Source organism: Cupriavidus agavae (assembly GCF_004217045.1).
Taxonomy (GTDB): domain Bacteria; phylum Pseudomonadota; class Gammaproteobacteria; order Burkholderiales; family Burkholderiaceae; genus Cupriavidus; species Cupriavidus agavae.
This window is the reverse complement of sequence record NZ_SGXM01000001.1, coordinates 1938191-1951604: the sequence shown is the minus strand read 5'-3', so window position 1 is coordinate 1951604 and position 13414 is coordinate 1938191. Positions and strand designations below refer to the sequence as shown.

Below are 13414 nucleotides of genomic sequence, written 5' to 3'. Positions count from 1 at the left end.
AGCAAGATGCTTTCGGACTGCCGCAAGGTATCTTTTCGCGGTTCGCTTAATAGACCGCTTTCCCATTATCCATAACGGTTTCCGGATTTTAGGAGAGCTAATATATGAGTATCCCCAAAATGGTGCTCTCACTCAATTGAGTTAAGAAATTTGCAGTGCAGCAATTAACGTCTGGATGTCTGCAACTTAAAACTTCTAGGGAATTCACTGAGGCGGAGTGATCTTGACCGAAATTAGGCCGACGATTAGATTCCAGTGGCGTTGTATGACGACAGATCAATAACTCTCAAATCAGTCATGAGTTCGCCGGCCAGGTCCCGCGTACCCATGCAGCCGAAACATGTCCCAGACTCTGAAAGATCCACTCGACGGCGTTGCCACCCGTTGCCACCGCATCCTGCTGACTGGCGCCGCCGGCAACCTCGGGAAGGTCCTGCGTGACCGGCTGAAGCGCTACGCGGACGTGGTGCGCGTGTCCGACATCGCCAACCTCGGCCCGGCCGGCGAGCAGGAAGAGGTGGTCACCTGCGACCTGTCCGATGCCAAGGCCGTCCACGCGCTGCTGGAGGGCGTCGATGCCGTGGTGCATCTGGGCGGGGTGTCCGTGGAGCGCCCGTTCGAGGAAATCCTGCCAGCCAATATCCAGGGCACGTACAACCTTTATGAGGCGGCGCGCCGCCAGGGCGTGCGGCGCATCGTGTTCGCCAGTTCGAACCACGTGATCGGCTACTACCGTCAGGGCGAGGTGCTGGACGCCGACACCCCGGCGCGGCCGGACGGCTACTACGGTGTCAGCAAGGCGTTCGGCGAGCAACTGGCCAGCTTCTACAGCGACCGCTACGGCATCGAGACCGTGGCGCTGCGCATCGGCTCGTCGTTCCCCGAGGCCAAGGACCGCCGCATGATGGTGACGTGGCTCGGCTATGACGACCTCGAACAACTGGTCAGGCGCGCGATCTTCGTCCCGGAAGTGGGCTTCCTGATCGTCTACGGCGCCTCGGCCAACCGCGACAGCTGGTGGGACAACAGCAAGGCCGCGCGCCTGGGCTTCCGGCCCGTGGAGTCGTCCGAGCAGTTCCGCGCCAAGGTGGAATCGGTGCCGCCGCTGCCGGCCGACGATCCGGCGGGCTGGTACCAGGGCGGGGCCTTCGTGAAGGCTGGCCCGTTCGGGGACTGAGCCATGACCAGCCTCGCACAAGGCATCGAACGGATCGGCGAGATGCGCTGCGGCGTGGGCGAAAGCCCCGTCTGGCACGCCGCCGAGGCCGCGCTCTACTGGACCGATATCCCCAACCGCACGCTCTGGCGCTTTGATCCGGCCACCGGCCGCGCCGACCACTGGGCCGTGCCCGAGATGGCCGGCTGCATGGCGATGACTGCCGACGGCGGCTGGCTGCTGGCGATGGAGACGGGACTGTTCCGTACGGCCAGACTGGTGCCGGGACAACCGGCGCCGGCCGCCACGCGAGTGGCGACCGTGGCCCACAGCCACGCCGGCATGCGCTTCAACGATGGCCGCTGCGACCGCCAGGGCCGCTTCTGGGCCGGCACGATGGTGATGGACATGTCGCTGGCCGCCACCGACGGCAAGCTTTACCGCTTCGACGCCCGCACCGGCGCCCTCGACGTCATCCGCGACGAACTGATCACGCCGAACGGCCTGGCCTTCAGTCCTGACGGCCGCACGATGTACGTGTCCGATTCGCACCCGGCGCGGCAGGCCGTGTGGGCATACGACTACGACACCGGCACCGGCACGCCGTCGAACCCTCGCCTGTTCATCGACATGAACACCTATCCGGGGCGGCCCGATGGCGCCGCCGTGGATGAGGAGGGCTGCTACTGGATCTGCGGCAACGACGCGGGCCAGGTGCACCGTTTCACGCTCGATGGCCGGCTCGATCGCAGCGTGGCCGTGCCGTTCGCCAAGCCCGCGATGTGCGCGTTCGGCGGGGCGGGGCTCGACACGCTCTACGTCACGTCGATCCGCACCGACGACACCGATCCGCTGTCGGGCGCGGTCGTGGCGCTGCGGCCCGGCGTGCGCGGCATCGCCGAGCCGGTCCTGCGCGACTGAGCGAAGTTTCGAAATACCGAAGTACCGAAGCACCGAAGAAATACAACACTGGAGGCATCGATGTTTTCTACCCGTTTCTCGCAACCCCGTACCCGCCTGGCAACCCTGATGGCTGCCGTGGCCGCCGCCATGGCGCTGCCGCTGGCCGCGCAGGCCGTGGAGTTCCGCTCCGCCGACATTCACCCGGACGACTATCCGACCGTGCAGGCGGTGCGCCAGATGGGCGAACTGCTCAAGCAGCGTTCCAACGGCAAGATGACGGTCAAGGTCTTCGCGCAGGGCGCGCTCGGCAGCGAGAAGGACGCCATCGAGCAGACCAAGATCGGCGCGCTGTCGATGGTGCGCGTGAACTCGGCCGCGATGAACAACATCTGCGAGGCGACCATCGTCCCGACCATGCCGTTCCTGTTCCGCTCCACCGAGCACATGCGCCACGTGCTGGACGGCCCGGTGGGCGACGACATCCTGAAGTCGTGCGAGAAGAACGGCTTCATCGGCCTGGCCTGGTACGACAGCGGCTCGCGCTCGATGTACACCACCAAGCGCCCGATCAAGTCGCTGGCTGACGCCAAGGGCATGAAGATCCGCGTGCAGCAGTCGGACCTCTGGGTCTCGCTGCTCGAAGCCATGCACGCCAACGCCACGCCGATGCCGTGGGGCGAGGTCTACACCGCGCTGAAGACCGGCCTGGTGGACGGCGCCGAGAACAACTGGCCCAGCTACGAAAGCTCGCGCCAGTTCGAGGTGGCCAAGTACTACTCGCTGACCGAGCACTCGATGGCTCCGGAAATCCTGCTGTTCTCGAAGGTGGCCTGGGACAAGCTCTCGAAGGACGACCAGGCAATGGTGCGCCAGGCAGCCAAGGATTCGGTGCCGTTCATGCGAAAGCTGTGGGACGAGCGCGAGCTGAAGTCGCGCAAGCTCGTGGAGGCGTCGGGCGTGCAGATCATCCAGGTGGACAAGGCCTCGTTCCAGGCCGCGATGAAGCCGGTGTACGACCGCTTCATCACCAGCGCCCAGATGAAGGACCTGGTGCGCCGCGCGCAGGACACCAAGTAAGCCCTGCCGTCACCGTAGTGGCCGTGGCCCGGGGCTGACCCGGCGCCGCGGGCAGTCCTTTTTGCCGTCGTACCGCTGCAGGAATTTCATCATGCTTTCGCCATCCCCCACGCCGGCCAGCCCGGCGGAGGGCGTGCGCGCCGACGCCCTCGAGGCGCCCGCCGTCCACGCCAACTTCTACACACGTCTGTGCGCCACGCTGGCCCGCACCTGCCTCGGACTCGGTGTCCTCGGGCTGGTGCTGCTGGTCGTGGCCGTGCTCACGCAGGTGTTTGGCCGCTACGTGCTCAACGACACGCCCACCTGGGCCGAGTCGATCGCCATGCTGCTGGTGCTCTACGTGACGATGTTCGGCACCGCCGTGGGCGTGCGCGACGCGGGCCATATCGGCCTCGAATCGCTGCTCGTGCTGCTGCCCGATGCGGTGCGCACCAAGATCGAGCTGCTGATCCACGTGCTGGTGGGCAGCTTCGGCGCCATCATGGCCTACAACTGCGCGCTGCTGGCGCTGTCCGTGGCCGACTACAAGCTGCCCACGCTCGGCATCTCGGAGGGCTGGCGCTACCTGCCGCCGGTCATCGCCGGCGTGCTGATCGTGCTGTTTTCGATCGAACACCTGATTGCAGTGCTGAAAGGCACGGAAGTGGAGCCGGCATGGCACTGATCATTCTCACCATCAGCTTTTTCGGCTTCCTGATCCTCGGGGTGCCGGTTGCATTCGCCATTGGCCTGTCGGCCGTGGCCACCATCCTGTACGAGGGCCTGCCGCTGGCCGTGGTGTTCCAGCAGATGACCTCGGGCATGAACGCGTTCTCGTTCCTGGCCATCCCGTTCTTCATCTTCGCGGGCGAGCTGATGCTGTACGGCGGCATCGCCAACCGCATCGTCGACTTCGCCAAGTCGCTGACCGGCCATGTGCGCGGCGGGCTGGGCATGTCGAACGTGGTCGCCTGCACGCTGTTCGGCGGCGTCTCGGGGTCGCCGGTGGCTGACGTGTCGGCCATGGGCGCGGTCATGATCCCGATGATGAAGAAGGAGGGCTATCACGCCGACTACGCGGTCAACGTGACCACGCATGCGTCGCTGGTGGGCGCGCTGATGCCGACCAGCCACAACATGATCATCTTCACGCTGGCCGCGGGCGGCAAGGTGTCGATTGCCGCGCTGATCCTGGCCGGCCTGCTGCCGGCGCTGATCCTGACCATCTGCAACCTGGCGGCCGCGTACTTCGTGGCACGCAAGCGGGGCTATCCGGCCGGTTCGTTCCCGGGCTGGGAAATCGTCGGCCATTCGCTGGCCGCCGCGCTGCCGGGTCTGTTCGTGGTGGTGCTGATCATCGCCGGCATCCTGTCGGGCGTGTTCACGGCGACCGAATCCGCGGCCGTGGCCGTGCTCTACGCGCTGACGCTGACCGTGTTCCTGTACCGCTCGCTGACGCGGGAACAGTTCATCAAGGCGGCCGCCAAGGCCGTGAAGACCACCGGCGTGGTGCTGCTGCTGATCGGCATCTCGGCCACGTTCGGCTACATGATCAGCCTGTACGGCGTGGCGGCGCTGACCGGCGAGTTCCTGGGCTCGATGTCGAGCAGCCCGTGGATGATCTTCCTGATGGTCAACGTGATGCTGTTCATCCTGGGCACGTTCCTGGACATGGCCGCCACGATCCTGATCTGCACGCCGATCTTCCTGCCGATCTGCATCCACTACGGCATGAGCCCGGTCCAGTTCGGCATGATGATGCTGATCAACTGCGCGCTGGGGCTGAACACGCCGCCCGTGGGCACCACCCAGTTCGTGGGTTGCGCCATTGGCGGCGTGTCGGTGGGGCAGGTGATGCGCACGATCTGGCCGTTCTACGGTGCCCTGCTGGCCGCGCTGCTGCTGGTGACGTATGTGCCGGCGTTCTCGCTGTGGCTGCCTGAGATGTTGTTGAAGTAATCGCGAGGGCAAGTATCAGATGCTCCCGGTTGTCTCCCCTCTCCCACTGCGGGGGAGAGGGGAGCAAACATTGTGAAACGTTGAACATGGCTTTGCTCTCCGCCGGCCCCATTCACACTCTCCAAGCCGGCCTTCACACGCTAGTCATCGCCCCATCGCTCGGCGGCCGCATGGCGTCGCTTCAAACCACGCGCGCCAACGGCGCGATCATCGATTGGCTGGCCCCACTCGACACAACCCAGGGCTTCGACGCGCACCAGTGGCCCAAGTCCGGCAGCTATCCGCTGCTGCCGTTCTCCAACCGTATCCGCGAAGGGCGCTTCCGTTGGGACGGGCGCGATATCGTGCTGCCCGCCCACCCGGGCCAGGCCCACGCGATGCACGGTTTCGGCCATGCGCGGCCGTGGGTGGCCGAGCCGGGCGAGGGCCGCATCGTCATGACGCTGGCGCACGCGCCCTCGGGCGAGGATTGGCCATGGCGGGTCGCCGCGCGGCAGACACTGACCCTGACGCCGGAAGGGCTCGAAGTGGAAATGGCGGTTCGCAACGATGGCGAAACGGCGATGCCCGTGGGCGGTGGCTTTCACCCGTTCTTCGCCCGGGTGCCGGGGCTGCGCGTGCAGTTCGATGCCGCGTACGTGTGGCCGGCCGATGCGGGCGGGGTGGCTACCGCGCGGACCACTGTGGGCGAGCGCGAGCGCTTCCTGCGCGAGCGCGACCTGCCCGAGGGTGATTTCAGCCGCTACTACGGCGGCTGGAAGCGTACGGCAACGCTGAAACGCCCCGATGGTGCCGCGCTGACGCTGCGCGCCGGGGAAGGGCTCGAACACCTCGTGCTGCATGCCCCGGGCGGCTGCGACTTCTTTTGCCTCGAACCGGTCTCGCATGTGGCTGACGCCGTCAATCTCGCGGCGCGCGGCTGGGAAGGCACGGGCCTGCGGCGGCTGGAGCCGGGCGCCTCGGCCACATGGCGGATGCAGTGGGAGATCGACGCCCGATAAAAAAACAGGGTGCCCGCAGGCACCCCGTGTTCCGTCGCCCGGCCGAACCGGCGGTCAGTTCACCGGCTTCGCGCCGTCTTCGAGGTGGTAGCGCGTGGCGCGGTCCACTTCGTTCTTCGAACCGAGGATCACCGAGACGCGCTGGTGCAACTTGGTCGGCTGCACGTCCAGGATGCGCTCGTGGCCGTTGGTGGCCGCGCCGCCGGCCTGCTCGACCAGGAACGCCATCGGATTGGCCTCGTACATCAGGCGCAGCTTGCCCGGCTTCTCGGGCTCGCGCTTGTCCCACGGATACAGGAAGACGCCGCCGCGGGTCAGGATGCGGTGCACGTCGGCCACCATCGAGGCGATCCAGCGCATGTTGAAGTTCTTGCCGCGCGGGCCGTCCTCGCCCGCCAGGCATTCGTCGATGTACTTGCGCACGGGCGGTGCCCAGTGGCGCATGTTCGACATATTGATGGCAAATTCCTTGGTGTCCTCGGGGATCTTCACGTCGGACTGCGTCAGCACGAAGCTGCCGGCCTCGCGGTCCAGCGTGAACATGTGCACGCCATTGCCCACCGTCAGCACCAGCGTGGTCTGCGGGCCGTAGACTGCGTAGCCGGCCGCCACCTGCTGCGTGCCCGGCTGCATGAAATCGGCCTCGGTCACGGTTTCGCCCGGCTTGGGCATGTGCAGCACCGAGAAGATCGTGCCGATCGACACGTTCACGTCGATGTTCGACGAGCCGTCGAGCGGATCGAACAGCAGCAGGTATTCGCCCTTCGGGTAACGGTTCGGGATCTCGTAGAACGAGTCCATTTCCTCCGATGCCATGGCCGCCAGGTGGCCGCCCCATTCGTTGGCGTCCAGCAGCACTTCGTTGGCGATGACGTCGAGCTTCTGCTGGGTCTCGCCCTGGACGTTGCCGGTGCCGGCCGAGCCCAGCACGCCGGCGAGGGCGCCCTTGCTGACGGCGTTGGAAATGGCCTTGCAGGAGCGCGCAACCACCTCGATCAGCAGCCGGAGTTCCGGCTGGATCGTGTTGTGCTTGCGCTGCTCCTCGACCAGATAGCGGGTGAGGCTGATGCGTGTCATGGTGCGTTCTCCTTGGATGGCCGCCATTCTACAGGGCCGCCGCTACGGACAGCCCGTTTTCGGTCGCCCGGAGGCCCTTAGCTGGCCAGCGCCTTGCCCACAATCTCGCGTACGTCGCGCGAGAGCGTGGAAGCCGCCGCCACGCGTTCCAGCGCCGCGCGCATGCGGTCGCGCAGCGGGATCTCGTACTTTTGCCAACGATCCATCACACGTGCCAGCCGCGCGGCCACCTGCGGGTTGATCGCGTCGAGCGCCAGCACCTGGTCGGCCCAGAACTGGTAGCCCGAACCGTCCTGGGCGTGGAACTGCGCCGGATTGCCCGAGCAGAAGCTGAAGATCAGCGAGCGGGCGCGGTTCGGGTTGCGCAGGTTGAAGGCGGGATGCTCCATCAGCGCGCGCACGGTGTCGATCGTGCGCTTGCCGGCGTGCGGGCCTACCTCGCCGCGTTGCATGCCCTGCAGCGAGAACCATTTGTCGATGACCAGCGCGTCGGTCTCGAAACGCTCGTAGTAATCGGCCAGCGCGTGCTCGCGGCCCGGCGCGAAGCTGTTGACCAGTGCCGAGAGCGCCGCGAAGCGGTCGGTCATGTTGGTGCTATCGCGATAGTGCTCGTCGGCCAGCGCCTGCATGTCGGCGTCGCCCGTGTCGGCCAGATAGCCGAGCGCGAGGTTGCGCAGCGCGCGTTTGGCCATCGAGTCGGCATCGGCGCTGTAGTCGCCGGGCGTGGCGTTGGCGCCGTAGGCGGCCAGCCATTCGGCCTTGAGCGCGCGGGCCAGGCCCTCGCGCATGAACAGCCGGGCACGGTGGATCGCGGCGGGGTCGGCCACGCCCATGCGCTCGGCCAGATAGGCCTCGGCCGGCAGCATCAGCGCCTGTTCGCGGAACGCCGGGTTCAGCGAGCCATCGGTCAGCACGGTGCGGAAGGCCGACACCAGCGCCGGGTCGAGCGTCAGCTCGCGGTTGGCCTGCACGTCCTGCACCAGTTGCAGCAGCGCACGGGTGGCCAGCCGCTGGCCGGCTTCCCAGCGGTTGAAGGCATCGCTGTCGTGGGCCAGCAGGAACGTCAGGTCGGCGTCGCTGTACTCATGGTCGACGATGACCGGCGCGGAGAAGTTGCGCAGCAGCGAGGGCAGGGGCGCGCGGTCACCGGCGGGCAGGCCGACGAAGCGGAAGGTCTGCTCGGCCTGCGTGAAATCGAGCACGCGCGTGGTGGCGCCGGCGGCGGCCTCGCCATCGAGTTGCAGCGGCAGGTCGTTGCCGTGCGCATCGAGCAGGCCGATGGCGAACGGAATGTGGAACGGCTGCTTGTCGGGGGAGCCGGCGCGGGTCTCGATGCCTACCTTCGGGCAGCGCTGGGCCAGCGTCAGCGTCAGGGCCCCGGCCTGGGCGTCCCACTGCGTCGTGGCGGTTACCACCGGCGTGCCGGCCTGGCTGTACCAGAGCCCGAACTGGTCGAGGTTGCGGCCGTTGGCATCGGCCATGGCGGCGCGGAAGTCGTCGCAGGTCACGGCCTGGCCGTCATGGCGCTGGAAGTAGAGATCCATGCCGCGCCGGAAGCCGTCGCGGCCCAGCAGCGTCTGGTACATCCGCACCACCTCCGCGCCTTTCTCGTAGACGGTGACCGTGTAGAAGTTGTTGATCTCCTCGAAGCTGTCGGGCCGCACCGGGTGGGCCATCGGACCGGCGTCCTCGGGAAACTGCACCTGGCGCAGCACGCGCACATCCTCGATGCGCTTCACGGCGCGGCCCGATTCGGAGCCCATCATGTCGGCCGAGAATTCCTGGTCGCGGAAGACCGTCAGGCCCTCCTTGAGCGAGAGCTGGAACCAGTCGCGGCAGGTCACGCGGTTGCCGGTCCAGTTGTGGAAGTACTCGTGGGCCACCACCGATTCGATATTGGCGAAATCCACGTCGGTAGCCGTCTCCGCATTGGCCAGTACGTACTTGGTGTTGAAGATGTTCAGGCCCTTGTTCTCCATCGCCCCCATGTTAAAGTCGCTCACGGCAACGATCATGAAGCGGTCGAGATCGAGTTCCAGCCCGAAGCGCTGCTCGTCCCAGCGGATCGAGTGCACCAGCGAGTCCATCGCGTGCCGGGTCTTGTCGAGGTCCTGCGGCTCCACCCAGACCTGCAGCAGCTTGTCCTGGCCCGAGGCGCTCCGGATCGTTTTCTCGATCCGTTCGAGCTTGCCGGCGACCAATGCAAACAGGTAGGACGGCTTGCGGAACGGGTCTTCCCAGACGGCTTCGTGGCGGCCGTCCGGCAGGTCGCGCTCGCCCAGCAGGTTGCCGTTCGACAGCAGCACCGGGCAGGCCGCGCGGTCGGCGCGCAGCGTGACGCGGTAGGTGGCCATCACGTCCGGCCGGTCGAGGAAGTACGTGATGCGGCGGAAGCCTTCGGCCTCGCACTGCGTGAAGAAGTTGCCGTTCGACACGTAGAGGCCGGACAGCGTGGTGTTGGCGGCCGGATTGCACGCGGCGGTGATTTCGAGCGTGCCCTGCTCGGGCAGGCCGCTCAGCGTCAGCGTGTCGTCGTCCAGGCTGAACGCCGTGAACGGCTGCCCGTCGAGCCGGATGCCGACCAGTTCCAGCGCCTCGCCGGCCAGCACCAGCGGCACGTCGGTCGTGGCGGTGCGCCGCAGCGTCAGCGTACTGGTGACGATGGTGCGCTGCGGGTCGAGATCGAGCACCAGTTCGACGTGGTCGATGGCGAACGCGGGCGGAGTATAGTCCTTGCGATAGACGGTAACGGGCGTATCGGTGCGCAGCATGGGGAAGTCCTGTCTTCGGAGTGACCGGGGGCGGCGGGCCGTGCGGAACGGTCCCTGGAGCCCTCATTGTAGCCAAGGGGTTGCCGGGCTGCGCCGGAGGGGGGCGGGCACGGGAATTCGGACGCCCCGGACGTGTCTGAGGAAACGTGAGCGGACCAACTATTTCAAGGATTTACGATGTGGCAAGCGGTGACGGCGTGGAGCAGACGGGTCGGCGGGGCGGGCTGGACCGGCCCGGCACGGCGGGGTGGAAGCTGGGCGCTGATCGCGCTCGGGGCGCTGTGGCTGTCGGGCTGCGCCAGTACCATCACCACCGAGGTGACGGCATTTCGCGAGGCCGGCTGGCAGAACGACGCCCCGCGCACCTACGCCTTCGACCGGACGCCCCAGCAGGCCGACCAGCTTGACCGGCAGACCTACGAGCTGTGGCTGGCGCAATCGCTGGCCGGGCTTGGCTTCGAACAGTTGCCGCCGAAACAGGCGCGCTACCTGGTCTCGATGGACTACGACGCGGCGCCGGGCTTCGTGCGGGTGGCCGAAACCTACTATCCCGATCCGTGGTACGGCCCGTGGGGGCCGTACTGGGGCCCCTACGGCTGGTACCGCCCCTGGGGCCCGTACGGCTGGGGGCCGGGCTACTGGCCGCCGCAGACCGTGGTGCGCGACGTGCCGGTGACATTCTCGAACCTGCGCGTCTTCTTCAAGGACGCTGCCAGCGGCAAGCGCGTCTACCAGGTGACGGCCCGCAACACGACCGAGGGCGGCACCCTGACCGGCGTGATGCCCTACATGATCCGCAGCGCGTTCACCGATTTCCCGGCGGAAAGCGGGCGGCCCCGGCGCGTGACGCTGGAGGTGGAAAAGGACAGCAAACCGTAGCCGCCGGGGGCACGGGCTCCGCATGCAATCGTCGACATTCGTCCACCTTCGCGGTTGACTGGTGAGACGGCGCGCATTGCGTGCCACATGGTCACAGGTGATTTGCCGGCGCGGCCGGCAAAAACCTTGAAATGCACGTTGCAAAGGTCCGCCGGCGCGTATTGACTGGGCTAGAATGGCTCCTCGATTTTTTTCGCCTTCTCTCCTGGACCAAGCAGATGAGCAGCAAGACCAGCGGTGATGCACCGCAACACGCCCCGAACAGCCCCGAAGCCCAACTGCGCCTGGCGGCACTCGAATATCACCGCAGCCCGACCAAAGGCAAGATTCAGGTAACGGCAACGAAGGCGCTCTCGAACCAGCGCGACCTGTCGCTGGCCTATTCGCCCGGCGTGGCGTATGCGTGCGAGGAGATCCACAAGGATCCGGCGATGGCTGCCGAGTACACCTCGCGCGGCAACCTCGTGGCCGTGATCACCAATGGCACGGCCGTGCTGGGTCTGGGCGACATCGGCCCGCTGGCCGGCAAGCCGGTGATGGAGGGCAAGGGCTGCCTGTTCAAGAAGTTCGCGGGCATCGACGTGTTCGACATCGAACTCGACGCACGCGACCCGGACAAGATCGTGGAGATCGTGGCCGCGCTGGAGCCCACGCTGGGCGGCGTGAACCTCGAGGACATCAAGGCGCCCGAGTGCTTCTACATCGAGAAGCAGCTGCGCGAGCGCATGAACATTCCCGTCTTCCATGACGACCAGCACGGCACGGCCATCATCTCGGCCGCCGCCCTGCTGAACGGCCTGAAGGTCGTGGGCAAGGAGATTGGCAATGTGAAGCTGGCCGTCTCCGGCGCCGGCGCTGCCGCGATTGCCTGCCTGGACACCATGGTCAGCCTCGGCGTGAAGCGCGAGAACGTCTTCGTGGTCGATTCGAAGGGCGTGATCTTCCAGGGCCGCGACGCCAACATGGAAGCCAACAAGGCCCGCTACGCGCAGGACACCACGGCGCGCACGCTGGCCGACATCGTCAACGGCGCCGACGTGTTCCTGGGCTGCTCCACCTCGGGCGTGCTGACCGGCGACATGGTCAAGACCATGGCCGACAAGCCCATCATCCTGGCGCTGGCCAACCCGGAACCGGAAATCCGCCCGGAAGTGGCCAAGGCCGCGCGTCCGGACTGCATCATCGCCACGGGCCGTTCGGACTATCCGAACCAGGTCAACAACGTGCTGTGCTTCCCGTACATCTTCCGCGGCGCGCTCGATTGCGGCGCGACGAAGATCACGGAAGAAATGAAGCTGGCCTGCGTGAAGGCGATTGCCGAGCTGGCCGAAGCCGAACTGAACGACGCCGTGGCCGCCGCCTATGGTGGCCGCGAGCTGAAGTTCGGCCCTGACTACATCATCCCGACCCCGTTCGACCAGCGCCTGATCGAGAAGATCGCGCCGGCCGTGGCCAAGGCCGCCGAGGAGTCGGGCGTGGCAACGCGTCCGATCCAGGATCTGGACGCCTACCGCCAGCAGCTGTCGAGCTATGTCTACCACACGGGCCTGATCATGAAGCCCGTGTTCTCGGCCGCCAAGGCCGCGCCGAAGCGCGTGGCCTACGCCGAGGGCGAGGAAGAGCGCGTGCTGCGCGCCGTGCAGGGCGTGGTGGACGAGGGCCTGGCACGTCCGATCCTGATCGGCCGTCCGCACGTGATCCAGATGCGCATCGAGAAGGCGGGCCTGCGCCTGCGTCCCGGTGTGGATTTCGAACTGATCAACCCGGAAGACGATCCGCGCTACCGTGCGTACCACGAGGCGTATCACGCGCTGCGTGGCCGCGACGGCGTGACGCCGGACATGGCCAAGGTGGCGCTGCGCCGCTCGAACACGCTGATCGGCACGATGCTGATGCACATGGGCGACGCCGACGCGCTGCTGTGCGGCACCGTGGGGCGCTTCGAGGCGCACCTGGAGCACGTGCGCGACGTGATCGGCCTGGCGCCGGACGCCAAGGTGTTCGCCGCGATGAACGCGCTGATGCTCGAAAAGCACACGCTGTTCATCACCGACACCTTCGTCAACGATGACCCGAGCGCCGAGGAACTGGCGGACATCACCCAACTGGCGGCGGCGGAGATTGCACGCTTCGGCCTGCATCCGAAGGCCGCGATGATGTCGCACTCGATGTTCGGTTCGTCGAACCGCCCGTCGGCGCAGAAGATGCGCGAGGCGGCTGCGATCCTGGCCCGCGTGGCGCCGGAACTGGAAGTGGAAGGGGAAATGCAGGGCGATGCCGCGCTGGACGAGGACGTGCGCCGTCACTTCCTGCCGGGCACGAAGCTGGCCGGCAGCGCCAACCTGCTGGTGATGCCGACACTGGACGCGGCCAACATCGCGTTCAACCTGCTCAAGATGACGGGCGGCCAGGGCGTGACCGTGGGCCCGATCCTGCTGGGCGCAGCCAAGCCGGTGCACATCCTGAACCCGCAGGCCACCACCCGCCGCATCGTCAACATGACGGCCGTGGCCGTGGCGGAAGCCAACGCGATCCGCTGATCCGGGCGTCATCGCAAAAAAGAAACCGGGCCGCTGATGCGGCCCGGTTTTTTTGTCGGTGCGCTGGCACTT

Annotated in this window: 10 protein-coding genes; 8 read left to right on the top strand and 2 right to left on the bottom strand. The window is 66.7% G+C overall.

Translation table 11 applies throughout. The features are described 5' to 3' along the window. Positions 1-340 precede the first annotated feature (340 nt). From EV147_RS08845 to EV147_RS08820, 6 genes are all read left to right on the top strand, one after another. Positions 341-1177, top strand: a complete 837-nt coding sequence (locus EV147_RS08845; protein WP_130390712.1) for an NAD-dependent epimerase/dehydratase family protein — start codon at positions 341-343, stop codon at positions 1175-1177. Between the two features lie 3 nt (positions 1178-1180). Continuing rightward, positions 1181-2077, top strand: coding sequence for an SMP-30/gluconolactonase/LRE family protein (locus tag EV147_RS08840; RefSeq protein WP_130390711.1), 897 nt, complete (start codon positions 1181-1183; stop codon positions 2075-2077). Positions 2078-2185: 108 nt separating this feature from the next. Next, complete coding sequence (locus EV147_RS08835) at positions 2186-3136, top strand: TRAP transporter substrate-binding protein (protein WP_130391242.1); 951 nt, start codon at positions 2186-2188, stop codon at positions 3134-3136. Between the two features lie 91 nt (positions 3137-3227). Then, on the top strand, positions 3228-3800 hold the full coding sequence (locus tag EV147_RS08830; RefSeq protein WP_130390710.1) for a TRAP transporter small permease: 573 nt from the start codon (positions 3228-3230) through the stop codon (positions 3798-3800). Next, positions 3791-5074, top strand: coding sequence for a TRAP transporter large permease (locus EV147_RS08825; protein WP_130390709.1), 1284 nt, complete (start codon positions 3791-3793; stop codon positions 5072-5074). The genes EV147_RS08830 and EV147_RS08825 overlap by 10 nt, the downstream gene beginning before the upstream one ends. Before the next feature lie 86 nt (positions 5075-5160). Continuing rightward, positions 5161-6075 (top strand): aldose 1-epimerase, encoded by a 915-nt coding sequence (locus EV147_RS08820; protein WP_130390708.1) that lies wholly within the window; start codon positions 5161-5163, stop codon positions 6073-6075. A 54-nt stretch (positions 6076-6129) separates the two neighbouring features. On the opposite strand, the gene EV147_RS08815 is transcribed toward EV147_RS08820, so the two are convergent. Next, entirely contained in the window at positions 6130-7152 is a 1023-nt protein-coding gene (locus EV147_RS08815) for a class 1 fructose-bisphosphatase (RefSeq protein WP_130390707.1), read from the bottom strand. Positions 7153-7229: 77 nt separating this feature from the next. After that, positions 7230-9923 (bottom strand): aminopeptidase N, encoded by a 2694-nt coding sequence (pepN, locus tag EV147_RS08810; protein WP_130390706.1) that lies wholly within the window; start codon positions 9921-9923, stop codon positions 7230-7232. Between the two features lie 261 nt (positions 9924-10184). Between pepN and EV147_RS08805 the strand changes: the two genes are divergently transcribed. After that, on the top strand, positions 10185-10802 hold the full coding sequence (locus EV147_RS08805) for a DUF4136 domain-containing protein (RefSeq protein WP_235844675.1): 618 nt from the start codon (positions 10185-10187) through the stop codon (positions 10800-10802). Between the two features lie 218 nt (positions 10803-11020). Beyond that, the gene (locus EV147_RS08800; RefSeq protein WP_130390704.1) at positions 11021-13342 is read left to right on the top strand and encodes an NADP-dependent malic enzyme; all 2322 of its coding nucleotides are present in this window, start codon (positions 11021-11023) and stop codon (positions 13340-13342) included. The last annotated feature ends 72 nt before the right edge of the window (positions 13343-13414 follow it).